This is a genomic window from Streptomyces sp. SYP-A7185, from assembly GCF_046103685.1.
Taxonomy (GTDB): Bacteria; Actinomycetota; Actinomycetes; order Streptomycetales; family Streptomycetaceae; genus Streptomyces.
Genome location: NZ_CP122310.1, coordinates 8190527 through 8215822 on the forward strand (window position 1 = coordinate 8190527; position 25296 = coordinate 8215822).

Genomic DNA, 25296 nt, shown 5'->3' on the forward strand with positions numbered 1-25296 from the left:
CTGTCGTGACCCTCCCTCTCGACCTGGCAGAAGTCGGTTCCGTCGGCGGATTCTTCGCCCTGCGCACCGGAGCACCGCCCGGCGGCGCCCAGGTGACGCCCCTGGCCCGGCTGTACGCGGGCGACGACGGGCCCCTCGCGTTCCGCGTCGACAAGGTCGCCGCCCGGCTGAGGGCGCCCGACGCGCGCGTGGCGGTGTCCGTGGCACAGCTGGGGCTCGCGGCACGCCTGTGGTCCGTGGCGCTCGGCTCGGCCGCCCTGCACGGCGTGCTGCCGGACCTCGACCCGGCGCTGCTGCACTGGGACGCCGACGGCGGCTCGCCCGACGACCTGTGGCTGACGCGGGTGCGGTCACGGCCGGGCGACGCGGCGGCCATCCGCGACGCCGTGCAGCACGGCCATCTGGCGCCCCTGGCCGACGTCCTGCGCACACGCCACCGCATCTCCGCGCCCCTGCTGTGGGGCAACGCGGGCTCCGCGCTCGCCGGGGCGGCCCGCGAACTGGACACCTGGGCGCGCCGCACGGGCCGTACCGACGTGGGGGAGCGCGCACGGGCGCTCGCCGCCGACCTCTTCGACCACCCCGACCTGCGCGGGACCGGCACCCTGAACGGCACCGCGTTCCGCCGCCGCAGCTGCTGCCTCTACTACCGGTGCCCCAACGGCGGCCTGTGCGGCGACTGTTGCTTCGACCGGCCGCCCCAGAGGTCGGTGCGGGCCTCTTCCCCACCGGGCGCTTCTGGGTGACCATGAGGGGGCGGGCGACCGACGGCTGGGGCGGACGGACGGAGGTTTGTGCGTGCGAGTGGGACTGCTCACCCGGGAGTATCCACCAGATGTGTACGGCGGAGCCGGAGTCCATGTCGAGTTCCTCGCACGGGAGTTGGCGGCCCTCGTCGACGTCGACGTGCACTGCTGGGGAAACGGCGGATCGGTCGGCGGACCCGTGCGCCACCAGGCATGGGACTCCCTGGACGGCGCCAACGACGCCCTGCGGACCTTCTCCGTGGACCTGTCCATGGCGGCCTCGCTCACGGGCTGCGACCTGGTCCACTCCCACACCTGGTACGCCAACCTCGCGGGCCACTTCGGCAAGCTCCTGCACGGCATCCCGCACGTCCTGACCTCGCACTCCCTGGAGCCGCTGCGGCCCTGGAAGGCCGAGCAGCTGGGCGGTGGATACGCCCTGTCCAGCTGGGCCGAGCGCACCGCCGTCGAGGCCGCGGACGCCGTGATCGCCGTCTCGCGCGGCATGCGGGACGACATCCTCGGCTGCTATCCCGCCATCGACCCGGCCAAGGTGCACGTCGTGCACAACGGCATCGACACCGGCCTGTACCGCCCCGACCCCGGCACGGACGTCCTGGAACACCTGGGCATCGACCCCGGGCGGCCCTACGTCCTGTTCGTCGGACGCATCACCCGGCAGAAGGGCGTGCCCCACCTGCTGCGCGCCGCGAAGGAGCTGGATCCCGCGACCCAGCTGGTGCTCTGCGCCGGAGCCCCCGACACCCCGCAGATCGACGCCGAGTTCCGCACCCTCTTCGAGGAGCTGAGCCGTGTGCGCGGGGGAGTCCACTGGATCCCCGAGATGCTGCCGCGCCCCCAGATCATCCAACTCCTCACCCACGCGCAGGTGTTCGTCTGTCCTTCCGTCTACGAGCCGCTCGGCATCGTGAACCTGGAGGCGATGGCCTGCGGCACCGCGGTGGTGGCATCGGACGTCGGCGGCATCCCCGAGGTCGTCGCCGACCGCGGCACGGGGCTCCTCGTCCCGTACGCGGAGAAGGAGCCGGCGGCCTTCGAGGCGCGGCTGGCAGAGGCCCTGAACGAGCTGGTCGCCGACCCGCGCACCGCGACCCGCATGGGCGCGGCGGGACGTGACCGCGCGGTCGGGGAGTTCGGCTGGGACGCGGTCGCGCGACGCACGACCGAGGTGTACACGGAGTTACTCGAGTCCAAGTGATCCCAAGTCAGGGGGCGGCGCCATGCGCGGAGGACCTTCGGTGCTCGGAATCGTCCTGGCGGGCGGTGAGGGAAAGCGCCTTCAGCCCCTCACGGCCGACCGGGCGAAACCAGCGGTCACGTTCGGCGGCACCTACCGCCTCGTCGACTTCGTGCTCTCCAATCTCGTCAACGGCGACATCCTGCGGATCTGTGTGCTGACCCAGTACAAATCGCACTCCCTGGACCGGCACGTCACCACCACCTGGCGGATGTCCAGCCTCCTGGGCAACTACGTCACGCCGGTGCCGGCGCAGCAGCGCCTCGGACCGCGCTGGTACTCGGGCAGCGCGGACGCGATTCTGCAGTCCCTGAACCTCGTCCACGACGAACAGCCCGACTACATCGCGGTGTTCGGCGCGGACCACGTCTACCGCATGGACCCCCGGCAGATGCTCAACCAGCACTTCGAGAGCGGCGCGGGAGTGACGGTGGCGGGGATCCGCGTGCCGCGCTCGGAGGCGTCCTCCTTCGGCATCATCACGCCGGCCCGGGACGGCACGAGGGTCGAGCGGTTCCTGGAGAAGCCCACCGATCCGCCCGGCCTGCCCGACGCGCCGCACGAGGTGTTCGCCTCCATGGGCAACTACGTCTTCACGACGAAGACCCTGGTCGACGCGCTCCAGCAGGACGCCGATGACGACGAGTCCAAGCACGACATGGGCGGTTCGATCCTGCCCATGCTCACCGAGCGCGGCCTGGCCCAGGTGTACGACTTCGACGACAACCACGTGCCGGGGGAGACCGCGCGCGACCACGGCTACTGGCGTGACGTCGGCACGCTCGACGCGTACTACGAGGCGCACATGGACCTGATCTCCGATCAGCCGGTGTTCAACCTCGACAACCGGCGCTGGCCCATCTACACCCACCCGGGCGGCCTGCCGCCCGCCAAGTTCTGCGCGGCCGGCATCGCCAGCGAGTCCATCGTCAGCCCCGGATGCGTCATCCGCGGCCAGGTCACGCGTTCGGTGCTCTCGCCCGGGGTGACGATCGAGGACGGGGCGGTCGTGCAGGGGTCGGTGCTGCACGACAACGTCCGCGTGGGCCGGGGAGCGGTGGTGCGCGGCGCGGTGCTCGACAAGAACGTGGACGTCCCGCCCGGGGCGACGATAGGGGTCAACCCCGAGCGGGACGAAGCGCTCTACACGGTGTCGAAGGGCGGCGTGATCGCCCTGGGCAAGGGGCAGATCGTCCCCATGTAGCCGCGCCCTTCCCGCGCGGCCGTGGGCGCTACAGCACCCGGCGTCTGCGGCCCAGCCAGGTCTGGGCGATCACCACGAGGGCCAGGAAGGCTCCGCTGACCACCTGTTGGTAGGCGGAGTCGAGCGAGCCGATCTGGTTGATGACGTTCTGGATGACCTTCAGGAGCAGTACGCCGACGAGTGAGCCGCTGATGAAGCCGAATCCGCCGGTCAGGAGCGTGCCGCCGATGACGACCGCGGAGATGGCCTCTAGTTCCATGCCCGAGCCGAGGATGGTGACGCCCGAGACCAGCCAGGCGGCGTTGAGCGCGCCCGCCAGGCCCGCGCAGAGTCCGGAGATCGTGTAGACCGTGACCTTGGTGCGGGCCACCGGGGCGCCCATGAGGGCCGCCGCGTCCTCGTTGCCGCCGACCGCGTACACGTACTGGCCGAAGCGGCTGCGGCGCAGGATGACGGCGCCGGCGACGAAGAGGGCGAGGGTGATCCAGACCGGGACCCCGATGCCGAGGAGCTTGCCCTGGCCGAGCGTGGCGAAGAACGTGTCCTTGTCCACGAGGTAGGTCTTGGACCCCTCGTCGGTGACGGACAGCAGGATGCCGCGCGCGCCCAGCATCGCGGCCAGCGTCACGATGAAGGGGGCCAGGCGGGAGCGGGCGATGAGGAGGCCGTTGACCAGGCCGATGAGTCCGCAGACGGCCAGGGGCAGCAGCAGCGCCACCGCCGTCCCGTACTGCGAGCCCCAGGCCGCGAGGACCCCGCCGAGCGCGAACAGCGAACCGACGGAGAGGTCGATGCCGCCGGTGATGATCACGAAGGTCATGCCCAGGGCGACGACCGCGAGGAAGGCGGAGGAGACCGCCATGTTCTCCAGGTTGTCGCCCGTCAAGAACGTGTCGAAGCTGAGCGAGGCCGCGATGACGGCGACGACCAGGGTGACCAGGGCGCCGTGCTGCTGGGCGAGTGCGCTGAGGCGCTCGGAGCGGCTCGCGCCGAGGGGTTCGTCGTCGCTCGGCTTCATGGACTTGGCCTCGGATAGGACGGTGCCGGTCACCGCTTGCCCCTCTCCCGTGCCGCGTAGACGGCGAGAATGATCACTACGGCCTGGGCGATCTGTGTCCAGGAGGGCGGCAGATCGTGCTTGATGAGCGTGGCGGTGAGCAGCTGGATCAGTACGGCGCCCGCGACGGTGCCGCCGATGCGGACGCGCCCGCCGCTGAGCGGGGTGCCGCCGACCACGACGGCCGTGATCGCGGACAGTTCCATCAGGTTGCCCAGCGAGGTGGGATCGCTGGCCGTCAGACGGGCCGTGGCCAGGACGCCCGCGATGGCCGCCAGCGCGCCGGAGCAGACGTACACCAGGATCAGGACGCGCCGTACGGGAAGTCCCGCGAGGCGCGCGGCCGGGCGGCTGTCGCCGATGGCGAGGAGCTGGCGGCCGAAGGTGGTGCGCCGGACGACGAAGGCCACGACGAGTGCGAGGGCCGCCGCGATCAGGACGAGGTAGGGGATGCCGAGGACGGCGCCGGAGCCGAGCGACGCCATGGTCGGGTCGTGGACGTCCTTGAGCTGGGGCAGGAGCACGAGGGCGAGACCGCGGCCCGCGACCATCAGCGCCAGCGTCGCGACGATGGGCTGTACGCCGATGAAGGCGATGAGCGAGCCGTTGGCGACACCGATGACGGCACCGCCGATGATCGCCACGATGATCGCGATCCAGGTGCCGTAGCCGAGGTAGAGCGAGATGAGAGAGGTGGACAGCGCCATGACGGAGCCGACGGAGAGGTCCACGCCCTCGCTGCCGATGGCCAGCGCCATGCCCAGGGCCACGATGAGGACCGGGGCGACCTGGACCGCCTGGGTGCGGAAGTTCTCGGCCGAGAGGAAGTGCGGGGTCAGGGCGATGTTGAGGACGAGCAGGACGGCCACGCCCAGGTAGACGCCGTAGCTCTGGAGGAAGCCGAGCACGCGGTCGCGGTCGACGGGGGTCTTGGTGCCCAGTGCGAGGTCAGTCATGAGGGCCCCCGGTGGTGGCTATCGCGCGCATGAGGGCGTCCTCCGTGACCATCGGTCCGGTGAGTTCTTCGATCACTGCGCCGTCCTTGAGGACGACGACCCGGTCCGAGCCCTCGATCAGTTCCTCCATGTCGGAGGAGATGAGGAGCACGGCCAGACCGTCGTTCGCCAGCTCGTCGATCAGTTTCTGGACCTCGGCCTTCGCGCCGATGTCGATGCCGCGGGTGGGCTCGTCCAGGAGCAGGACCTTGGGGTTCATCGCCAGCCAGCGGGCCAGGAGGACCTTCTGCTGGTTGCCGCCGGACAGTTCGCCCACCTTCTGGTGGGGGCTCGACGCCTTGATGCGCAGGCGCTTCATGAACGTGTCCACGATGGAGTCGATCGCCGACTCGTTCACGAGGCCCAGGCGGGAGAGGCGGGGCAGGGCCGCCAGGGCGATGTTCTCGCGGACCGAGAGGCCGGGGACGATTCCCTCGGCCTTGCGGTCCTCGGGGAGGAGGCTGATGCCCGCGCGGATGGCGGCGGGCGGCGAGCCGGTGCGGACCGTCTCGCCCGCTATCGCCACGCGTCCGGAGTCCGGCGCGAGCGCTCCCGCGATGGCCTTGGCCGTCTCGCTGCGGCCCGAGCCGAGCAGTCCGCCCAGGCCCACCACTTCGCCGGGGCGGATCTCGACGGACACGCCGTGCAGATGGTGGCGCATCGTCAGATCGGTGGCTTGGAGCACGGGTTGGGTCTCCGGAGCGTGTTCCCCGGAGAACTTGGTGACGCCCTCCTCGCGTACCTCGCCGACCTCGCGTCCCAGCATCAGCGACACGAGGCGCAGCCGGTCGAGCTCCGCGATGCGGCCGGTGTGCACCAGCTTGCCGTCGCGCAGGACCGTGACCGTGTCGCACACCTCGTAGAGCTCTTCGAGGCGGTGGCTGACGTAGATCACCGCGATGCCGCTCTCGCGGAGCATCCGGATCACGCCGAACAGGGTCTGGACCTCGCGGGGTTCGAGGGACGACGTGGGTTCGTCCATGATGACGACCTGCGCGTCGACCGACACCGCGCGGGCCAGGGCCACCATCTGCTGGGTGCCCACGCCCAGTTCCCGCAGCGGCCGGCGTACGTCGACGCGGATGCCGAGCCGCTGGAGGGCCTCGTCCGCCTCGCGGTGCATCCGGCGGAAGTCGATCAGGCCCAGACGGCCGCGCGGCTCGCGGCCGAGGAAGAGATTGCGGGCCACGCTCATCAGGGGGACGAGGTTGACCTCCTGGTAGATGGTGGAGATGCCCGCGTGCTGGGCTTCGAGCGGGGTGGCGAAGGCGACCTGCTTGCCGTTGTGGGTCAGTTCGCCCGCGTCCGGCGCGTACACGCCCGTCAGGACCTTGATCAGGGTGGACTTGCCCGCGCCGTTCTCGCCGATCAGGGCGTGCACCTCACCCGCGCGCGCGGTGAAGTCGACCCCGTCCAGGGCGCGTACGCCCGGAAAGGTCTTGGAGAGCTGGGTGACCGAGAGGACGTCGGACATCTCAGTACGCCTTGCCGAGGTCCGCCTCGGCGTTTTCCTTGGTGTACGCGGAGTCCTTGATGACGATGTCCTGCGAGACCTTCGTGCCCTTGGTGAAGGTGTCCAGGGTCTGGAAGGCGAGCGGGCCGAAGCGCGGGTTCGACTCGATGACGCCGTCGATCCAGCCGTCGACGATGCCCTGCACGGCGTTGCGCGTGCCGTCGACCGTCACGATCTTCACGTCGCCGGCCTTCTTGCCCGCGCCCTTGAGGGCGTTGACGGCGCCGAGGCCCATCTCGTCGTTCTCGGCGTAGATCCCGTTGATGTCCGGCTTGGACTGGATGAGGTTCTCGGTGACCTGCTGGCCCTTCTCGCGGGCGAAGTCACCGGTCTGCTTGAAGACGACCTTGAGGTCGGGGGCCTTCTCCTTGATGCGGTCCTGGAAGCCCTTGGTGCGCTCGGTGGTGACGTTGTTGCCCGCGGCGCCGAGCAGGATCGCGACCTTGCCCTTGCCGCCCGTCGACTTGATCATCTGGTCGGCCGCGCGCTTGCCCTGCTCGACGAAGTCGGAGCCGATGAAGCTGACATAGTCCTTGCAGGCCTTGGCGTTGATCTTGCGGTCGATGGTGATGATCGGGATGTGCTTGGCGGAGGCCGCGCGCAGCACCGGCTCCCAGCCGTCGGAGTTCAGGGGTGCGATGACCAGCAGGTCGGCGCCCTTGGCGATGAGGTCCTGGACGTCGCTGATCTGCTTGGAGAACTGCGACTGGGCGTTGGCGGTGAGCAGCTTGACGCCGCGCTTCTTCGCCTCGGCCTTGATGGAGGCCGTCTCCGCGATGCGGAAGGGGTTGGCCTCCTTCTCGGACTGGGAGAAGCCGACGGTTGCGCTCTTGAGGTCGAGCTTCTTGCCGCCGTAGGCGTCTATCGCACAGGTGGGGCCGCTGCCCTCGCTCGGTTCCGAGACGACCTGGCCCGAGTCGCCCTGATCCTGGGACGCGGAGCTCTTGTCGCCGTCGTCCTCGGACTTGGCGCATCCGGTGGCGAGCGCGAGGCTCGCGACGAGGCCGGCGGCGAGGAGGGTCCTGGCTGAGGTGCGGCTAAGGCGTGTGGTCGGCTTCATGGAGTCCCCAAAACGGCACGGCCCCTGGCGCTGAGAGCGCTCACGGGAGGATGGCACTGACGGTCAACTCGGCGGTACGGGGAGCTTTTTACATCGTTGAAAGGAGGCTGTAAACCCTCCGCGCACACGGAAGGCCCCGCGGCGGGCCCGGCCGGTCAGCGCCGGCCCAGCGTGCTCTCCCGCTCCACCAGGCGGAATTCCGCGGCCAGTTCCCGCCCCTCGGGCTCTGCCGAACCCTCCAGACTCCGCAGCAGCGAAGCCACCGCGAGCCGGGCGATGGCCTGTTTGTCGGGCGAGACCGTGGTCAGCGTGACCGCCCCGAACTGCCCCTCGGCGATGTCGTCGAAGCCGACCACCGCCACGTCCCACGGCACGCGCAGACCGCGCTCGTGCAGCACGCGCATGGCACCGATCGCCACCAGGTCGTTGTACGCGAACACCGCGTCGGGCCGCACTCCCGCGTCGAGCATCCGCGCCATCGCCTTCGCCCCGTCCCAGCGGTTCCAGCCGCCGACCGGGCCCACCAGGTTGTCCGGCGCGGCGATCCCCGCCTGGGTCAGCTCCTCGCGCCAGCCCTGGAGACGCAGGTTGGCGGGGCGGTTGGCGGAGTCGGTGCGGGCGCCGAGGTAGGCGATGCGGGACCGGCCGCGGCTGATGAGGTGGCGTACCGCCGCGCGGGCCGCCGCGACGTTGTCGATCGCGATGTGGTCGTAGGGCAGGTCGTACTGGCGCTCGCCGAGCAGCACCAGCGGGACGTCGTCCTCGCGGCCCAGCAGGTCGGCCGCTTCCAGTTCCAGGGGGCTCAGGATCAGGCCGTCGATCACCCGGGCCCGGAAGCCCTGGCTGACCAGGACCTCCTGCTCGCGCTCGCCCCGGGTGTGGTCCAGGAGCACGGTGAAGTCGTGCTCGGCCGCCGCGTCGATGACGGCGCCGGCGAGCTCGGCGAAGTACGGGTTGCCCAGCTCGGGCACGGCGAGGGCGATGATGCCCGTCCGGCCTTTGCGCAGGTGGCGCGCCGTCAGGTTCGGCCGGTAGCCCAGTTCGTCGATGGCCTCCTGGACGCGCGCCCGCATCGCCGGGGTGACGTGCTGATACTTGTTCACCACGTTCGAGACGGTCTTGATCGAGACGCCCGCGCGCTCCGCGACGTCCTTGAGGCTAACCCGCACGTGCAGCTCCCTGCGTCGAGATGCACCCCTGTCCTGGGGTGATTGTCATGACCCTGGACAGCGCGCCAGAGAGCGTGCTGTCATGCCAACTGCCGTTCCTTCCAACGTTGTACAGATTCGTTGTACAGACTGCGGCGGCGAGCCGCCACCCCCTTCCTCGGCCTTCGAGCACCGCTTCCAGCAAGGAGGATCTGTGCGCCCCATGAGACCCCGACGCGTCAGGCAGCGATTGATACTGCTGCTCACCGTCGCCCTCGCCTGCGCCGGACTGACCGCCGTCCCGGCCGCCACAGCCGCGGACGAAACCCCCGAAGTCCACGGCCTCAAGGGCGAGTACTACACCCAGTCCGCCCCCGGCGCCTTCGACTTCCACGAGCTCAAAGCCACCGGCTTCGACCAGAAGATCGACTTCGACAACCTCGACCCGCGGCTGTCCTTCGCCACCGGCAAGGCCGACGACGCGACCGTCCGCTGGACCGGCAAGGTCGTCCCGGAGAAGACCGGTTCCCACACCTTCTCCATGATCGGCGACAACGGCTTCCGGCTCTGGGTCGACGGCAAGCTCGCCATCGACCACTGGGTCGACGACTGGGACAAGGAACAGACCGCGCAGCCGGTCGAGTTGACGGCCGGCAAGGCCTACGACATCAAGGTCGAGTACTTCGAGCACTACGGCGGCTCCAACCTCCACCTGCGCTGGACCGAGCCCGGCGGCAGCAAGGAAGCCGTCCCGCAGTCGGCCTTCCGCCTCCCCGACGGCTTCGACTACGACGGGGCCACCGCCGCCACCGTCCTCAAGGACGGCCGCACCCTCAAGCTGGACTTCGCCCAGAAGCTCGGCGCGCCCCCCACTGACCTCGCCACCCACGTCGAAGCCGTCATCGGTGGCGCGAAGTGGCCCATCAGCACCGTCAAGGCCGACCCCAAGGATGCCCGCGCCCTGCTCGTGGGCCTCAAGGAGCCCGTCGTCGGCAACAAGACCGGCACCGCCAAGGGCACCGCCGACCTCCGCTACGACGGCAAGGGCGGCCTGGCCGGCGACGACGGCAAGGAGGTCGCCGCCTTCTGGAGCAGCGGGCCCAACCACTCCGAGCACCAGCTGCGCACCAAGTTCGCCGACGACGTGAAGCCGGGCAACGTGCTCCCCGAGTACCCCCGCCCCCAGCTCACCCGTGACGCCTGGCAGAACCTCAACGGCTCCTGGCAGTTCGCCTCGGCCAAGGCCGGCGAGAAGCCCCCGGTCGGCAAGAAGCTCGCCGAGAAGATCTTGGTGCCCTACCCCGTGGAGTCCCAGCTCTCCGGCGTGGAACGGCACGAGGACCGCATGTGGTACCGCAGGACCTTCACCGTCCCCCAGGGCTGGAAGGTCGGCGACGGCAAGCGCCTCAAGCTCAACTTCGGTGCCGTCGACTGGCAGTCCGAGGTCTTCGTGAACGGCAAGAAGGTCGCCGAACACAAGGGCGGATACGACAAGTTCAGCGCCGACATCACCGACGCCCTCAAGCGGGGCAAGACCCAGGAACTGATCGTCGGCGTCTACGACCCGACCGACGCCAAGGACGGCGAGAACCCGCCCGTCGGCAAGCAGCGCCTGGACCCCAGCGGCATCTGGTACACCCCCTCGTCCGGCATCTGGCAGACGGTGTGGATGGAGCCGGTCGCGGCCGACCACGCCGACTCGCTGAAGATCACACCGGACGTGGCCACCCGGCAGGTCACCGTCGAGCCGAAGGGCGTGCGCGACGGCGTGCCGGTCAAGGCGGTCGCGTACGCGGGCAAGAAGAAGGTCGCCGAGGCGAGTGGACGCACGGGGACACCGCTCAAGCTGAAGATCACCGATCCGCACCTGTGGTCGCCCGACGATCCCTTCCTCTACGACCTGAAGGTGACCGTCGGCCGTGACGCCGTGAAGAGCTACTTCGGGATGCGCACGATCGCGGTGGAGAAGGTGAACGGCACCCCGCGCACCCTGCTCAACGGCAAGCCCACCTTCCTGATGGCCACGCTCGACCAGGGCTTCTGGCCCGACGGCCTGCACACGGCGCCGACCGACGAGGCGCTGGCGTACGACCTGAAGATGCACAAGGAGATGGGCTTCAACTCCGTGCGCAAGCACATCAAGGTGGAGCCGGACCGCTGGTTCTACTGGGCGGACAAGCTGGGCCTGATGGTCTGGCAGGACATGCCCTCCATGGACGCCGGCCGCAGCCCGGGCACGGCGGCCCGCGCCCAGTACGAGTCCGAGATGAAGCAGATGATCGACGAGCACACGAACCACCCGTCGATCGTCATGTGGGTCACCTTCAACGAGGGCTGGGGCCAGTACGACGAGGGCCGCATCGCCACCCAGGCCAAGTCCTGGGACCCGACCCGCCTGGTCAACGGCATGTCGGGGCTCAACCTCGGGCGCGACGGCGGCACCGGCGACATCATGGACGAGCACGGCTACCCGAGCCCGGCCCTGCCGCCCAAGCCCGACGGCGTGCGGGCGCAGCTCAACGGCGAGTACGGCGGTCTCGGACTCGCGGTCCCGGGCCATGCCTGGTCCGTGCAGCAGAGCTACGTCGACGTGGACCCGGCGACGTACACGGACGACTACCTCACCAAGCTCGACGAGGTGCACAAGCTCGCCTGCAAGGGGGGCAACGGCGCCGTCTACACCCAGATCTCGGACGTGGAGGGCGAGTTGAACGGTCTGATGACCTATGACCGCAGGGTCATCAAGCCCGACGTGAAGCGGCTCAAGGCGGCACATGAGGCCTTGATCGGCGACGCGTCGCGGCCGGACCCGGCGGGGTGCCCGGGCTCCTGACCCGGGTGCGGGGCGCTCCGGCCGGTCGGCGGGCCGGAGCGCCTCTCCCGCGCGCGGGAGCACGAGGTCCATGGACCCGGGCCCGCGCGCTTCGCCTCCCACCCCTTGACGGGCGGGAGGCGACCGCCGAAGAATGATCACGTTCCGGGCTTTGACAACGTTGTCCAAGGAGGCGTTCCCACCCATGAGATGGACCCAACGGCTACGCGGTACGGGGGTGGCGGTGGCCGCGGCCACGCTCCTCGGGGGAGCCCTCGCCATCCCGGCGGCCCAGGCCGCCCCGGCGGCGGGCGGTCAGCTGACCGACCTGGTCAACCCGTTCATCGGCACCGAGAACGAGGGCAACACCTACCCCGGGGCCGCCGTGCCCTTCGGCATGGTCCAGTTCTCGCCCGACACCGGGCACAACACCGGCTACGACCACTCCGACACCCACATCCGCGGCTTCTCGACCGTCCATCTCTCGGGCGTGGGCTGCGGATTGGGCGGCGATCTGCCGGTGCTGCCCACCACGGGTGACGTCACGGAGACGGACTACGCCAAGTACGCGGCGGAGTTCAGCCACGACGACGAGAAGGCGAGCCCCGGCTCGTACCAGGTGGGCCTGAAGTCCGGCATCGACGCCGAGCTGACCGCCACCCGGCGCACCGGCGTGCAGCGCTACACCTTCCCGGCCACCGACAAGGCCAACGTCCTGCTCAACGCGGGGCAGTCGCTGCACAAGACCGGCAGCACGAAGGTCGAGATCCTCGACAGCCGCACGGTCCGCACGGCGATCACCGGCAGCGGCTTCTGCCAGGACACCAAGCCGTACACGGTCTACACGATCACCCGCTTCGACCGTCCCTTCACCACGTCGGGCACCTGGAAGGGCGACACCGTCACCGCCGGCTCCAAGAAGTCGTCGGCGGGGGAGGAGCGCAACGGCGCCTACGTGCGCTTCGACACCTCCAAGGACCGCACCGTCGAGGCGACGACCGCGCTGTCGTACGTCGACGCCAAGGGCGCCGCGCTCAACCTCCGCGCGGAGGGCGGGCGTTCCTACGACCGGGTCGCCAAGGCCGCCCGGGCCGCGTGGGAGGACCGGCTCGACGACGTGCGGGCGCAGGGCGGCAGCGAGACCGTGCGGCGCACCTTCTGCTCGTCCCTCTACCGCTCGTTCCTCGCGCCGAACATCGGCAGCGACGTCGACGGCCGCTACACGGGCTGGGACCAGAAGACCCACCGCGCCAAGGGCTTCACGTACTACCAGAACTGGTCCCTGTGGGACACCTACCGCACCCAGGCGCAGCTCCTCGCGCTGCTGGCACCGCACGAGTCCCGTGACATGGCGCTGTCCGTCCTGAAGATCGACGAGGAGAGCGGCTGGCTGCCCAAGTGGGGCTACGGCACGGTCGAGACGAACATCATGACCGGTGACCCGGTCACCCCCTTCCTCACCAACGCCTACCAGCAGGGCCTGCTCAAGGGGCACGAGGAGGAGGCCTACCGCGCGCTGAAGAAGAACGCGGACGGTGTGCCGCCCGCCGACTCGGCGCCCGTGGGCCGCGAGGCCAACAAGGAGTACCTCAGCGAAGGCTTCGCGCCGTACGTCAAGGGCCGCCCGCACGCCAAGCCCGGCGACTCCGACTACGACCACGGGGCGTCCGCGACCCTGGAGTACGCGCTCTCGGACGCGATGCTCGGCCAGATGGCCGGCGATCTCGGCCACCGGGCCGACGCCGAGCGGTATGCGGCCCGTGCGCAGAACTACCGGAAGATCTTCGACGGTTCGACCGGGTTCTTCCGGGCCCGGGACGCCGCGGGCGCCTTCACCGGACCCGCCGACCCGGCCAAGAGCGAGGGCTTCCACGAGGGCACGTCCTGGCAGTATCAGTGGCTCGTCCCGCAGGATCTGCCCGGCATGGTCGGTCTCATCGGCGGCAAGCAGGCCGCCAACGACCGCCTCGACTCCTTCTTCGCCTATAAGGAGCTCCTGAAGGACCCGGCGAAGACCGCCCGCGAGGTGTGGGTCAACGGTCCGTACGACTACTACAACGCCGACAAGTACAACCCTCAGAACGAGCCCGACCTCATCGCCCCGTACACCTACCTGTCCACGGGCCAGCCCTGGAAGACCACCGACGTGGTGCACGCCGCGCTGACCCTCTTCACGGACGCCCCGACCGGCATGACCGGCAACGACGACCTCGGCACCATGTCCGCCTGGAACGTGCTGTCCTCGATCGGCGTCTTCCCCGTCCAGCCCGGCACGGACACCTGGGGCCTGTCGACGCCCGTCTTCGAGCGCGTCGATTTGACGCTGGACCGCCGCTACTACCCGAAGGGCCGCTTCACGGTGAAGGCGCCGGGCACCTCGGACACCGCGCGGTACATCCAGTCGGCGCGCGCGGACGGCGCCGACTACGGCAAGACGTATCTGACGACCGACGACATCCGCGACACCCGCGAACTGTCCTTCACCGTGGGCGACAAGCCCTCGACGTGGGGCACGTCGCAGGAGGCCGCGCCGCCGGCGCTGAAGTGACACGGCGCGTGCGCCGCTGAAGTGACGTAGTCCATACGCCACTTGCGCACCACAAGGCCCGCCTCTCCCAGAGAGGCGGGCCTTAATCTGTTGTTAACTGTGTGTAGCTTGATCGTACTTGACCGTAGTCGCACAACGGGGATTGACTGCCGTTCATGCCGTCCCCCGCATCGTCCTCGACGCGAGAGCAGCCCGTTGACTTCCGTGACCGCTGAGCCCTCAGACCTGCTCGCCCCTCTCGACCTCGCCTTCTGGAACCTGGAGTCCGCGGCCCACCCCATGCACCTGGGGGCGCTGGGCGTCTTCGACGCCGACACGCCGGACGCGGCCGAGCGCGCCGCCGGGCTGCTCGCCTCCCGCGCGGCCGACGTGCCCGGACTGCGGCTGCGGATCCGCTCGGTCTGGCTGCCGGTCGGCGCCGCCGTGCGCACCGCCGCGCCCGCCTTCGACCCCCTGGATCACGTCGGCCTCGCCGAGCCCGTAGGTGACTTCCACGCCGCCGCGGGCGCGCTCATGCAGCGCCCCCTGGAGCGCGCCAGGCCGCCGTGGGAAGCCCACGTCCTGCCGGGCGCCGACGGCACCTCCTTCGCCGTCCTGTTCAAATTCCACCACGCCCTCGCCGACGGGCTGCGCGCCCTGATGCTCGCCGCGGCCGTCATGGACCCCGCCGACCTGCCCGCCGGGCGCCCCGCGCCCGCCGCCCCCGAGGCCGGCCGCCGGTCCTGGCTGCCGGACCCGCGCAGGCTGCCCGGGCTGGTCCGCGACACCGTCGGCGACGTGGGGCAGGCCCTGGACATCGGGACGTCCGTCGCCCGCGCCACCTGGGGCGTGCGCTCGTCGGCCGCCCTCACCTCGCGGGCCACCGGCACGCGGCGCACCGCGGGGGTGCTGCTCGACCTGGACGACGTGCACCGGGTGCGCAAGACCGTGGGCGGCACCGTCAACGACGTACTGATCGCCGTGGTCGCGGGAGCCCTGCGCCGCTGGCTCGACGAGCGCGGCGACGGCAGCGAGGGGGTGGAGCCGCGGGCCCTGGTCCCCGTCTCCCGGCGCAGGCCGCGCACCGCTCAGCCGCCGGGCAACCGGCTCTCCGGGTATCTGGTCCGGCTGCCCGTCGGCGATCCGGACCCGGTCGGGCGGCTGCGGACGGTGCGGGCCGCCATGGACCGCAACAAGGAGGCGGGGCCGGGGCGCGGCGCGGGCGCGGTCGCCCTGCTCGCCGATCACGTGCCGCCGCTCGGCCATCGCATCGCCGGGCCCGTCGTCGCGCAGGCCGCCCGGCTGCTCTTCGACATCCTGGTCACCAGCGTCCCGCTGCCCAGCCTCGGCCTGCGGCTCGGCGGCTGCCCGCTGACCGCCGTGTACCCCTTCGCGCCGCTCGCCCAGGGGCAGGCGCTGGCCGTCGCGGTGTCGACGTACCGGGGCCGGGTGCACTTCGGTCTGGTCGCCGACGCGGCGGCCGTGCCGGACCTGGACGTCCTGGCGCGCGGCGTGCGCGAGGAGCTCGCGGGCCTCGTCGTGGCGTGCGTGGACCGTCCGCGTTTGGTGGAGGGGCCCGTCGCTACGTAAAGTTCTCTTCTTTGGAGCTTCCGCGGTCACCCGAACGAGCCGCGGCATGAGTGACGCGAGGACAGCGGCGATGACGGTGACAGAGGACAGCCCGGGGGCTGCCGGCGCGGCCGAAGAGGCCTTCGCCGAGGCCGCCGACTTCGGCCCCGGCATCGACCCCGACCGGCTCGCCGTCTGCCTCAGCGTGCTGGACGAGCTGGACAAGCTCGACGTCGACCACCCCGACGCGATCGCGGTCCGCCGCGCCACGGCCGGGATCTACCGCACGGTGAAACAGCGCCGCCGCCAGGAGCGCAGGGCCGCCAAGACCGCTCACGACAAGGCGGTCACGGAAGCCACCGCCACCGGCTCCGCCGAGCGCATCGACGACGAGACCGAGGGCCTGCTGCCCTCCTCGCAGACCGAGGAGGGGCGGATCGCGGGGATACTCCAGCGCCCGCGCTCCTGCTACACCTGCAAGACCCGGTACGTGGAAGTGGACTACTTCTACCACCAGCTGTGCGCGGACTGCGCCCGGCTGAACCGGTCCAAGCGCGACGCACGCACCGACCTCACCGGCAAGCGCGCCCTGCTCACCGGCGGCCGCGCCAAGATCGGCATGTACATCGCGCTGCGGCTGCTGCGTGACGGCGCCCACACCACCATCACGACGCGCTTCCCCAAGGACGCCATCCGCCGCTTCAAGGCGATGGACGACTCGGCGCAGTGGCTGCACCGCCTGGAGGTCGTCGGCATCGACCTGCGCGACCCGGCCCAGTCCGTCGCGCTCGCCGAGCGGGTCGCCGCCGCGGGACCGCTCGACATCCTGATCAACAACGCGACGCAGACGGTGCGCCGGCTGCCCTCCGCGTACGCCGCCCTGGTCGACGGCGAAGGCGCGCCGCTGCCCGCGGGGGAGCTGCCCGCCCACTCGGTCATCGGCGCCTTCAACTCCGGAGCGGTCGACGGCCTGGCCGCGCTGCCCGTCGGCACCAGCGGCCTGGACGCCCAGCAGGTCGCCGACCTCGCCCTGGTCGCGGGCAACGCCAGCGTCGCCCGGCACCTGGACGGCACCGCCATCGACGCCGGCGGTCTGGTCCCGGACGTCGTCGACAGCAACACCTGGGTGCAGACGATCGAGCAGATCTCCCCGGTGGAGCTGCTCGAGACCCAGCTGTGCAACTACACCTCGCCGTTCATCCTGATCAGCGCGCTGCGTTCGGCGATGGCCGATGCCGCGAAGAAGGCGGCCAGCGGCCGTGCCTACGTCGTGAACGTCTCGGCGATGGAGGGCGTCTTCGGCCGCGGCTACAAGGGCGCGGGCCACCCGAACACGAACGCCGCGAAGGCCGCGATGAACATGGTCACGCGGACCAGCGCCCAGGAGATGTTCCAGACCGACGGCATCCTCATGACGTCGATCGACACCGGCTGGATCACCGACGAGCGCCCGCACTACGACAAGCTGCGCCTGGCCGACGAGGGCTTCCACGCGCCGCTCGACCTGATCGACGGTGCGGCCAGGGTCTACGACCCGGTCGTGCGCGGCGAGGCCGGCGAGGACCTGTTCGGCGTCTTCCTGAAGGACTACGCCCCCGGCAAGTGGTAGTCGAGGCCTGACGCCGGGCGGCCGGATCCCGCCGGCCGCCGCGGTTCAGGCCTCGTCCGTCGCGGCGGCGCGCAGCCGCTCGTGCACGGCGTGGGGGGCGGTCGTACCGGCGGCGGCCCGCACGCGCGTACCGCCGTCGACGAGCAGATCGGCCCCCGTCACCCATTCGGCCGCGTCCGAGACCAGCCAGGCCACGGCCCGCGCCACGTCCTGTGGCTCGCCGATGCGGCCCAGCGGCAGGCTCGCGGCGAGCCGCTCCTCGGCGCCGTCCCACACGAAGCGGGCCATCTCGGTGCGGACCAGGCCGGGGGACACGGAGTTGACCCGTACCAAGGGCGCCAGTTCGCCCGCCAGTTGCGCTGTCAGGTGCAGGAGCGCCGCCTTGCTGGTGCCGTAGGCGCCCACGTTCGGGCCGACATGGGACGCGCCCTCGGTGCAGATGTTCACCACCGTGCCGCCGTGCCGGCTCATCCAGGCCCGCCAGGCGAGCTGCGTCAGGCGCAGCGCGGCCTCGACGTTCACGGTGAAGGCCTCGCGCCACCGGGTGAGGTCGGCGTCCATCAGCGGGCCGTACGGGGCGTTCGTCGCCGCGTTGTTCACCAGGACGTCGAGCCGCCCGAACTCCCGGAGGGCGAGAGCGACGCCTTCCTGCGCCCGACCGGAATCGGCCACGCCGCCCGCGCAGCCGACGGCCTGCGCGCCGTCCGCGCGCAGTGCGGCCACCGCCGCCGCCAGGGCGTCCGGGGCGCGGGCGGTGAGGACGAGGCGGTGCCCGGACTCCGCGAGGCTCCGCGCGACGGCGAGCCCGATCCCCCGCGACGCTCCGGTCACCAGAGCCACCGCGCCATCCCGTGCCTGGGCAGAAGTCATCCCCGTACGGTCCCATGGAGGCCTGGAAAGGCCCATGGCCGCGACCCGTTGAGGAGTTCCCGGCCCGCGGGCCACCCGCACAACGGGATCAACTGTCCGAAATACACTCCTTCGGCGGACCCCATAGAGCGCTGGCGCGCTCATTTGGTTAATGTAAGGCGAACGGACGGTCTCCAGGGGCTCCACAAGCACCCCACGGCCGCCCTGGGACAGGCTCGCCACCGTTGGCCGCGATCCCGCCCGAACGACGGCGCCACCGCGACCGAACAGCTCTTGTCCTTCCGTTACGCGACACAAGGGAGTGCGCGGTGACACCAGATCTGACGAAGCAGGAAAAGCGACCGGCGGAACGCGGCGGTGAGCGGGCGGCCAGACCCCGCAAGCTCAGCAACCTCGACTCGTGGGCGAAGGCGGCTCCGATCCGCCTCGCCGGTTACGAGGACGACCTCGCGGAGCCGCACATCCTTCCCGGTATCGACTGATCCCTCCGCTTTCGCCGCGTGCCCCCCGCCGATCCGGCCGGGGGCACGCGGCGTTTCCGTGCCCGGCGTGCGGTTTGCCTTGGAAATCGAACATCTGATCTAGTCAACCGCATGAGCCCCCCCATCCCCGACGACCTCGTCCGCCTGCAACGGGAGTGGACCGCCACGTACCGGCGGCTCGCCGATCAGCCGGGGCGCACGGTCCTGCGCCGCCGTCTGCTCCGCCTGTCCGTGGAGCTGCACTTCCATCCGCGGCTGCGGACCGCGACCGCCCGCGCCGCACTGCGCCGTCGCGCACAGGGCGAACCGTGACCGTGCGGAAGGCGGATCGGCCCGGACGCGCATGGCCGCGCGCCTGCGGGTTACTCCGGGATGTATGGACGGAACAGCGGATGCCGGGCGCAGCGTGGAGCGCGCGCCGGAGGAACCGACTCAGTTGCCCAAGCGGTCCTGGCGGGCCGTACTGACGGGCGTGGTCCGGGAGTTCCAGGACGACGAGCTGACGGACCGGGCGGCGGCGCTCACCTACTACGGGGTGCTGTCGCTCTTCCCGACGATCCTGGTGCTCGTCTCCCTGCTCGGCGTGGTCGGCAAGTCGGCGATCGACTGGCTCCTGAAGAATCTCAAGCAGCTGGCGCCGGGTTCGGCGCGGGACATCATCAGCGACGCCGTGCGGCAGCTGGAGGGCCAGGGAGGCGTCGGCTCCCTGATGGCGGTGGTCGGCATCCTGCTCGCGGTGTGGGCGTCGTCGGGATACGTGGGGGCGTTCATCCGCACCGCCAACGCCGTCTACGACATGCCCGAGGGGCGGCCCGTGTGGAAGGTCCTGCCGATCCGGGTGGGCGTGACGGTGGTGCTCCTGCTCCTGGCGGTGATGAGCGCGGTCATCGTGGTGTTCACCGGCGGTCTCGCCGAGACGGTGGGGTCGGCCCTGGGGTTCGGCGACGCGGCCCTGACGGTGTGGGCGATCGCGAAGTGGCCCGTCCTCGTGGTCCTGGTCACCTTCATGATCGCGCTGCTGTTCTGGGCGACGCCCAACGTGAAGGGCCGCGGCTTCAAGTGGATCACCCCGGGCAGTGTGATCGCCCTGGTGATCTGGCTGATCGCCTCGGCGGGCTTCGCCTTCTACGTGGGCAACTTCAGTTCGTACAACAAGACCTACGGCGCGCTGGCCGGCGTGATCATTTTTCTGGTGTGGCTGTGGCTCAGCAACATCGCGATCCTGCTGGGCCTGGAGTTCGACGCGGAGCTGTCGCGGCAGCGTGCCATCGCGGGTGGGCTCCCCCCGGACGAGGAGCCCTACGTGCCGCCCCGGGACACCAGTGCGTGGGGCGAGCAGGACCGCCGCCGCATGGAGCACGAGTGACCCGCCCCTGACACCGGTCGCCGTGATCGCGGCCGCCGACCATGTGCCGATGCCGGAGTTCGGGGTACTCGGCCGCTGAACAGACAGGAGGTTGATGACGATGGCCCAGACAGGCCCGCACACCACCGGCCGGGACGGCGCCGGACAGGGTGCCCCCCACAGCGAGCCGGTGGGCGAACTGGTGCAGCGTGCGTCGCAGCAGCTCACGGAGCTGGTGCGCGGCGAGATGCGTCTCGCGCAGGCGGAGATGAAAGAGAAGACCAAGCGGTACGGCAAGGGCAGCGGGTTGTTCGGCGGAGCCGGTCTCGTCGGCTTCCTCACCTTGCAGGCCCTCGTCGCCACCGCGATCGCGGCACTCGCCGTGCCGCTGCCGGTATGGGCCGCGGGGCTGATCGTGACCGCCGTCCTCGGTCTGATCGCCGCGGTGCTGGCCATGACCGGCAAGAAGGAGGTCGGCCGGGCCGCCCCGCCGGTGCCCGAGCAGGCCATCGACGGCGTGAAGGCCGACGTCGCAGAGATCAAGGAGAGTGCGAAGCGATGAACCAGCCCCAGGACAAGGACACCGCCAACCCCGGCGAACTGCGCGCCAAGGTCGAGCAGACCCGCCAGGACCTGGGAGAGACCGTCGAGGCGCTGGCGGCCAAGGCGGACGTCAAGGCCCGCGCACAGGAGAAGGCGATCGAGATCAAGGGACAGACGGCGACGAAGGCGGCGGAGCTGGGCGGGCAGGCCGTGGCGAAGGCCACCGAGGCCGCCCACGCGTTGCAGGACAAGGTGCCCGACCAGGTCAAGGACAAGGCCGTCGTCGCCACCGAGCAGGTGAAGGCCGTGGCCGGTCAGGCCTCGGAGGTGTGGCAGGACAAGGCACCGGAACAGGTCCGCAACCGCCGGTCGGCCTTCATCGCCGGTGGCGTGACCCTGGTGGTCACGTACGTGCTGGTGCGGCGCAAGCGGAGGCACGGAGGCTCGGCGTGAAGGCATCGAAGATCGCCTACAAGCCGGTCGGCATGGCGCTCGGCGCGCTCGCCGGTGTGGCCGCGGGCGGGCTGTTCAAGCAGGCGTGGAAGATGATCGGCCACGACGAGGACGCGCCCGACGCCACTGACGAGGACCGCGACTGGAGCGAGATCCTGCTCGCGGCCACGTTGCAGGGCGCGATCTTCGCCCTGGTCAAGGCGGCCGTCGACCGCGGCGGCGCCGTCGCCACCCGGCGGCTGACGGGCACCTGGCCGGGCTGACCCTGCTGGGCTGACCCCGCTGGGCTGACCCTGCCGAGGACCCTGATTCATCCGATGGGTCCTCGCCGGTCGGCGTAAATGTCCAAGTCCCCACTGAGGGCAGTGCATTGACACCCTCATGTGGCGCTTGAATCATCGGATGTCATGACTGACATGCGCATGATGTTGGCGCCCCGCGGGCCGCTCCGTCGGCTGCGGGGCGCCGCAGTGGCCCTGCTGCTGCTCGCGGCGCCCGTCCCGGCGGCCCAGGCCGCCGGGACCACGCAGCCCGCCGCTGACCCGCCCCGGACCGTCCCCGCCCTGGCCGACTGGACGCCGGGCGAGGGAAGTTACTCCTACGGCCCCAAGACCCGGCTCGTCGCGCACGGGAAGGCGGCGCGCGACGTCGCCCGCACCCTCGCCGAAGACCTGCGTGCCGCGGGCGAAGGACGGATGCCGGTCACCGGCGGCACCCCGCGCGACGGCGACATCGTGATCGACGTCGCCCCCCGGCGCGCGAAGCTGGGCGCCGAGGGATACGAACTCCGCGCCGGCCAACGCCTGGAGATCACCGGCAGGACCGGCGCCGGCGCCTTCTACGGCACCCGCACCCTGCTCCAGCTGCTAGCCCGGAGCGAGCGCGTACCGGCCGGGCGCACGGTCGACGTGCCGCGGTACGCGGAACGCGGGGTCGGCGTCTGCGCCTGCTACATCCACGTCTCCACGCCGTGGCTTGAGAACCTCGTGCGCGACATGGCGTACCACAAGCAGAACCAGCTGCTCCTCGAACTCAAGGTGAAGAGCGAGCGGCACCCCGAGGCCAACAGCTGGGGCTACTACACCAAGAGCGAGATACGCCGTCTCGTCGCGCTCGGCGAGAAGTACCACGTCACGATCATCCCGGAGATCAACTCGCCCGGCCACATGGACCCCTGGCTGGAGAAGCGCCCCGACCTCCAGCTCACCGACTCCGACGGCACCCCGCAGCCCTCGCGCCTCGACGTCACCAAGGACGAGGCCTTCGCGTACTACACGAGCCTCATCGACGAGTACGCCGAGGTGTTCCCCGCCAGGTCCTGGCACATGGGCGCCGACGAGTACATGCTCGGCTCCGACTTCGCCAAGTACCCCCACGTCCTCGCGTTCGCGCGCCAGAAGTACGGCGACAAGGCGACCCCGCAGGACGCCTTCGTCGACTTCGTGAACCGCGTGCACGCGTACGCGGACGGCAAGGGCAAACGGCTGCGCATCTGGAACGACGGCCTGACCGGCGCGAACACCGTGCCGGTCGCGGCGGGCACGACCGTCGAGCACTGGCTCGACGTGCAGACGAAGCCCAGCAGGCTCATCGCTCAGGGCCACCCGGTGCAGAACGCCGCCTACTCCCTCTACCTGGTGCGCGGCGGCTTCCACACCGACACCAAGGCGCTCTACGACAAGGCGTGGGACCCGCGCAGCTTCGAGGGCGAGAAGCTCGCCTCGCGCGAGGGCATCACCGGCGCGAAGATCAGCCTGTGGCCGGACAACGGGCGGGGCGAGACCGAGAACGAGGTCGCCGCCTCCATGGCGATGCCGCTCAGCCACATCGCCCAGGTCACCTGGGGCTCCGCGCGGCCGGATCCGACGTACGCCGACTTCACCGCGCGCGCCACGGCCGTCGGCCACGCGCCCGGCTGGCGTGACCTGACGACGCCGCCGGTGGCCGACGGCACGTACACCCTGCGCGACACCGCAGGCCGCGCGGAACCCGCCGCCTACGCGGTCGAGCGCACCCCCGACGGCTACGTCACGCTGAAGTCCACGGCGGACGGCACCTGCCTGGAGACCCGAAGCGGCAAGCTCACGCTCAACGTGCCCCTGGAACCGGGCAGTTCCGTCACGCGCGAGACGTGCGACGCGAAGAACACCCTCCAGCGGTGGCAGCTGGCGCCAGCGCCGGGAGGCTACCGGCTGACGAACGCGATCACCCGGATGTCCGTGCACGTCACCGGCGACGGGCGGCTCCAGCAGTTCCCGGCGGACCAACGCGCCCCGGCCACCTGGACTTTGACCGCCAACTGATCCCACCGCCCCCGCGAACCGCCCGGACCGCCCCCGCGAACCGGCCGCGAACCGCCCGTGAACCGTCAGCGAACCGACAGGGAGACCCGCACGCCCATGACTGTCAGCAGACGCCTCTTCGTGAGTGCCGCCGTCACCACGGCGGTCGCCGCGTCGAGCGGTTCCCTCGCCCTCGCCGCACCCGGATCCGCCGGGACCGCCGCTGCCGCCGCTCCCGAACCGCCCTACCGCATCCCGATCAGCGCCGAGGACTCCCCGGCCGACATCGTCGCCAAGGCATCCCGAGTCCGGCCCACGGAACGGCAGATCGCCTGGCAGCGCCTGGAACAGACCGCGTTCCTGCACTTCGGGGTCAACACCTTCACCGGCCTGGAATGGGGCACGGGCGACGAGGACCCCGACGTCTTCCGGCCCTCGGGCCTCGACACCGATCAGTGGGCGCGCGCCTTGCGCGACGGCGGATTCAAGCTCGCCATCCTCACCGTCAAGCACCACGACGGTTTCGTGCTCTACCCCTCCCGCTACACCCGGCACAGCGTGGCGAGCAGCAGCTGGCGGGACGGAAAGGGCGACGTCCTGCGCGCGTTCGCCGACTCGCTGCGCCGGTACGGGCTCAAGGTGGGCGTCTACATCTCGCCCGCCGACGAGAACCAGTACCTGCACGGCGTCTACGCCAACGGCAGCGCGCGCTCGCCGCGCACCATCCCCACGCCGGTGCCGGGCGACGACCGGGCGAGTGCCGCCGCCGCACGGTCGTTCACCCTCGACGCCACCGACTACGGCGCGCACATGCTCAACCAGCTGTACGAGGTGCTCACCGAGTACGGGCCCGTCGACGAGGTCTGGTTCGACGGGGCGCAGGGACGCATCCCGCCGGAGAAGGTCGAGACGTACGACTGGGACAGCTGGTACGCGGTCATCCGCGCCCTGGCCCCGGATGCGGCGGTCGCCGTGCGCGGGCCCGATGTGCGGTGGGTCGGCAACGAGGGCGGGCTCGCGCGCGAGGACGAGTGGAGCGTCGTCCCCGTCAAGGACGCGGGGAACGGCAGCGTCGACTACGCGCTGCCGTACGACGCCCCCGACCAGGGCAGCCGGGAGGCGCTCGCCGAGGCGAGGGAGGTCGCCCGGTACGTGCAATGGTGGCCGGCGGAGTGCGACGTGTCGATCAGGCCGGGCTGGTTCTTCCACGAGGACGAACAGCCCAAGTCCGTCGAGCAGTTGACGGACATCTGGTTCCGTTCGGTGGGCCGGAACTCCGTGCTGCTCCTGAACGTCCCGCCGGACCGGCGGGGTCTGCTCCCGGAGGCGGACGTGGCGCGGCTGCGGGAGTTCCGCGAGCGGATCGGACGCGAACTGCCGGAGGACCTCGCGCGGGGCGCGCGGGCCCTGGGCGACGGCCGCCGCCCCGCGCACGCCGTCGACGGAGACCCGGACACGGCCTGGACCTGCCCGGCGCCCTCGCGGGGGACGCTCACGGTCGACCTCGGCGAGGCGCACGAGGTCGACCGGATCCGGCTGGGGGAGGAGATCCGGCGGGGCCAGCAGCTGGAGCGCGCGGTGATCGAGGCCCGCGTCCCCGGCGGGTCGGGATGGTCACTGGTGACCGAGGTGCACACCGTGGGGGCCGGGCGGGTCCTGACGCTGGCCACACCGGTGCGGGCCAGGGAGTGGCGGTTGCGGGTGACGGGGTCGCGCGGGGCGGTGCGGCTGGCGGAGTTCGGCCTGTACCGGTCGCGGGTGTAGCGGGCGTGCGGGGGAGCCGTGCCCGTGGACGGGGCCGCAGGCACGGCTCCCCTCGGTGT

Annotated in this window: 21 protein-coding genes; 15 read left to right on the forward strand and 6 right to left on the reverse strand. The window is 71.0% G+C overall.

What is annotated here, in order from left to right; genetic code table 11:
• Nucleotides 1–5: 5 nt before the first annotated feature.
• The 3 genes from QBL25_RS35730 to glgC are packed head-to-tail and all read left to right on the forward strand — an operon-like array spanning nucleotide 6 to nucleotide 3208.
• Entirely contained in the window at nucleotides 6–746 is a 741-nt protein-coding gene (locus QBL25_RS35730; protein WP_409061092.1) for a (2Fe-2S)-binding protein, read from the forward strand.
• 52 nt (nucleotides 747–798) lie between these two features.
• Nucleotides 799–1965, forward strand: coding sequence for a glycogen synthase (gene glgA / locus QBL25_RS35735; protein WP_409061093.1), 1167 nt, complete (start codon nucleotides 799–801; stop codon nucleotides 1963–1965).
• A 22-nt stretch (nucleotides 1966–1987) separates the two neighbouring features.
• Nucleotides 1988–3208, forward strand: a complete 1221-nt coding sequence (glgC, locus tag QBL25_RS35740; RefSeq protein WP_409061094.1) for a glucose-1-phosphate adenylyltransferase — start codon at nucleotides 1988–1990, stop codon at nucleotides 3206–3208.
• 28 nt (nucleotides 3209–3236) lie between these two features.
• On the opposite strand, the gene QBL25_RS35745 is transcribed toward glgC, so the two are convergent.
• From QBL25_RS35745 to QBL25_RS35765, 5 genes are all read right to left on the reverse strand, one after another.
• Complete coding sequence (locus QBL25_RS35745; protein WP_409062898.1) at nucleotides 3237–4226, reverse strand: ABC transporter permease; 990 nt, start codon at nucleotides 4224–4226, stop codon at nucleotides 3237–3239.
• 29 nt (nucleotides 4227–4255) lie between these two features.
• Nucleotides 4256–5221 (reverse strand): ABC transporter permease, encoded by a 966-nt coding sequence (locus QBL25_RS35750; RefSeq protein ID WP_409061095.1) that lies wholly within the window; start codon nucleotides 5219–5221, stop codon nucleotides 4256–4258.
• On the reverse strand, nucleotides 5214–6734 hold the full coding sequence (locus tag QBL25_RS35755; RefSeq protein WP_409061096.1) for a sugar ABC transporter ATP-binding protein: 1521 nt from the start codon (nucleotides 6732–6734) through the stop codon (nucleotides 5214–5216). Before QBL25_RS35755 ends, QBL25_RS35750 begins: the two co-directional genes overlap by 8 nt.
• A 1-nt stretch (nucleotide 6735) precedes the next feature.
• The gene (locus QBL25_RS35760; protein WP_409061097.1) at nucleotides 6736–7833 is read right to left on the reverse strand and encodes an ABC transporter substrate-binding protein; all 1098 of its coding nucleotides are present in this window, start codon (nucleotides 7831–7833) and stop codon (nucleotides 6736–6738) included.
• A gap of 155 nt (nucleotides 7834–7988) precedes the next feature.
• Nucleotides 7989–9002, reverse strand: coding sequence for a LacI family DNA-binding transcriptional regulator (locus QBL25_RS35765; protein WP_409061098.1), 1014 nt, complete (start codon nucleotides 9000–9002; stop codon nucleotides 7989–7991).
• Between the two features lie 202 nt (nucleotides 9003–9204).
• Here QBL25_RS35765 and QBL25_RS35770 point away from each other — a divergent pair, with 202 nt between their 5' ends.
• The 4 genes from QBL25_RS35770 (at nucleotide 9205) to QBL25_RS35785 (ending at nucleotide 17498) form a co-directional block, all read left to right on the forward strand.
• Nucleotides 9205–11814, forward strand: a complete 2610-nt coding sequence (locus QBL25_RS35770) for a PA14 domain-containing protein (protein ID WP_409061099.1) — start codon at nucleotides 9205–9207, stop codon at nucleotides 11812–11814.
• A gap of 184 nt (nucleotides 11815–11998) precedes the next feature.
• Entirely contained in the window at nucleotides 11999–14341 is a 2343-nt protein-coding gene (locus tag QBL25_RS35775; protein WP_409061100.1) for a GH92 family glycosyl hydrolase, read from the forward strand.
• Between the two features lie 204 nt (nucleotides 14342–14545).
• Nucleotides 14546–15910, forward strand: a complete 1365-nt coding sequence (locus QBL25_RS35780) for a wax ester/triacylglycerol synthase family O-acyltransferase (RefSeq protein WP_409061101.1) — start codon at nucleotides 14546–14548, stop codon at nucleotides 15908–15910.
• A 70-nt stretch (nucleotides 15911–15980) separates the two neighbouring features.
• Entirely contained in the window at nucleotides 15981–17498 is a 1518-nt protein-coding gene (locus QBL25_RS35785) for an SDR family NAD(P)-dependent oxidoreductase (protein WP_409061102.1), read from the forward strand.
• Nucleotides 17499–17543: 45 nt separating this feature from the next.
• On the opposite strand, the gene QBL25_RS35790 is transcribed toward QBL25_RS35785, so the two are convergent.
• Nucleotides 17544–18368, reverse strand: a complete 825-nt coding sequence (locus QBL25_RS35790; RefSeq protein ID WP_409061103.1) for an SDR family oxidoreductase — start codon at nucleotides 18366–18368, stop codon at nucleotides 17544–17546.
• A 308-nt stretch (nucleotides 18369–18676) separates the two neighbouring features.
• On the opposite strand from QBL25_RS35790, the gene QBL25_RS35795 reads away from it, so the two are divergent.
• The 8 genes from QBL25_RS35795 to QBL25_RS35830 all read left to right on the forward strand — a co-directional run bounded on the left by QBL25_RS35795 (nucleotide 18677) and on the right by QBL25_RS35830 (nucleotide 25237).
• Entirely contained in the window at nucleotides 18677–18850 is a 174-nt protein-coding gene (locus QBL25_RS35795) for a hypothetical protein (protein WP_409061104.1), read from the forward strand.
• Between the two features lie 111 nt (nucleotides 18851–18961).
• Complete coding sequence (locus QBL25_RS35800; protein WP_409061105.1) at nucleotides 18962–19162, forward strand: hypothetical protein; 201 nt, start codon at nucleotides 18962–18964, stop codon at nucleotides 19160–19162.
• Nucleotides 19163–19226: 64 nt separating this feature from the next.
• Nucleotides 19227–20216: a YihY/virulence factor BrkB family protein gene (locus tag QBL25_RS35805; protein WP_409061106.1), complete on the forward strand. Its 990-nt coding sequence runs from the start codon at nucleotides 19227–19229 to the stop codon at nucleotides 20214–20216.
• 100 nt (nucleotides 20217–20316) lie between these two features.
• Complete coding sequence (locus QBL25_RS35810) at nucleotides 20317–20757, forward strand: phage holin family protein (protein WP_409061107.1); 441 nt, start codon at nucleotides 20317–20319, stop codon at nucleotides 20755–20757.
• On the forward strand, nucleotides 20754–21191 hold the full coding sequence (locus tag QBL25_RS35815) for a DUF3618 domain-containing protein (protein ID WP_409061108.1): 438 nt from the start codon (nucleotides 20754–20756) through the stop codon (nucleotides 21189–21191). The genes QBL25_RS35810 and QBL25_RS35815 overlap by 4 nt, the downstream gene beginning before the upstream one ends.
• On the forward strand, nucleotides 21188–21454 hold the full coding sequence (locus tag QBL25_RS35820) for a DUF4235 domain-containing protein (RefSeq protein WP_409061109.1): 267 nt from the start codon (nucleotides 21188–21190) through the stop codon (nucleotides 21452–21454). The genes QBL25_RS35815 and QBL25_RS35820 overlap by 4 nt, the downstream gene beginning before the upstream one ends.
• Before the next feature lie 153 nt (nucleotides 21455–21607).
• The gene (locus QBL25_RS35825) at nucleotides 21608–23494 is read left to right on the forward strand and encodes a family 20 glycosylhydrolase (protein ID WP_409062899.1); all 1887 of its coding nucleotides are present in this window, start codon (nucleotides 21608–21610) and stop codon (nucleotides 23492–23494) included.
• 96 nt (nucleotides 23495–23590) lie between these two features.
• Nucleotides 23591–25237 (forward strand): alpha-L-fucosidase, encoded by a 1647-nt coding sequence (locus QBL25_RS35830; protein WP_409061110.1) that lies wholly within the window; start codon nucleotides 23591–23593, stop codon nucleotides 25235–25237.
• The last annotated feature ends 59 nt before the right edge of the window (nucleotides 25238–25296 follow it).

What these genes read in the sequence shown, in the direction of transcription:
- glgC (WP_409061094.1), top strand. Translation starts at nt 1,988, where the DNA reads ATGCGCGGAGGACCTTCGGTGCTCGGAATCGTCCTGGCGGGCGGTGAG.
- QBL25_RS35745 (WP_409062898.1), bottom strand. Translation starts at nt 4,226, where the DNA reads ATGAAGCCGAGCGACGACGAACCCCTCGGCGCGAGCCGCTCCGAGCGC.
- QBL25_RS35750 (WP_409061095.1), bottom strand. Translation starts at nt 5,221, where the DNA reads ATGACTGACCTCGCACTGGGCACCAAGACCCCCGTCGACCGCGACCGC.
- QBL25_RS35755 (WP_409061096.1), bottom strand. Translation starts at nt 6,734, where the DNA reads ATGTCCGACGTCCTCTCGGTCACCCAGCTCTCCAAGACCTTTCCGGGC.
- QBL25_RS35760 (WP_409061097.1), bottom strand. Translation starts at nt 7,833, where the DNA reads ATGAAGCCGACCACACGCCTTAGCCGCACCTCAGCCAGGACCCTCCTC.
- QBL25_RS35770 (WP_409061099.1), top strand. Translation starts at nt 9,205, where the DNA reads ATGAGACCCCGACGCGTCAGGCAGCGATTGATACTGCTGCTCACCGTC.
- QBL25_RS35775 (WP_409061100.1), top strand. Translation starts at nt 11,999, where the DNA reads ATGAGATGGACCCAACGGCTACGCGGTACGGGGGTGGCGGTGGCCGCG.
- QBL25_RS35785 (WP_409061102.1), top strand. Translation starts at nt 15,981, where the DNA reads ATGACGGTGACAGAGGACAGCCCGGGGGCTGCCGGCGCGGCCGAAGAG.
- QBL25_RS35790 (WP_409061103.1), bottom strand. Translation starts at nt 18,368, where the DNA reads ATGACTTCTGCCCAGGCACGGGATGGCGCGGTGGCTCTGGTGACCGGA.
- QBL25_RS35800 (WP_409061105.1), top strand. Translation starts at nt 18,962, where the DNA reads ATGAGCCCCCCCATCCCCGACGACCTCGTCCGCCTGCAACGGGAGTGG.
- QBL25_RS35805 (WP_409061106.1), top strand. Translation starts at nt 19,227, where the DNA reads ATGGACGGAACAGCGGATGCCGGGCGCAGCGTGGAGCGCGCGCCGGAG.
- QBL25_RS35810 (WP_409061107.1), top strand. Translation starts at nt 20,317, where the DNA reads ATGGCCCAGACAGGCCCGCACACCACCGGCCGGGACGGCGCCGGACAG.
- QBL25_RS35815 (WP_409061108.1), top strand. Translation starts at nt 20,754, where the DNA reads ATGAACCAGCCCCAGGACAAGGACACCGCCAACCCCGGCGAACTGCGC.
- QBL25_RS35825 (WP_409062899.1), top strand. Translation starts at nt 21,608, where the DNA reads ATGCGCATGATGTTGGCGCCCCGCGGGCCGCTCCGTCGGCTGCGGGGC.
- QBL25_RS35830 (WP_409061110.1), top strand. Translation starts at nt 23,591, where the DNA reads ATGACTGTCAGCAGACGCCTCTTCGTGAGTGCCGCCGTCACCACGGCG.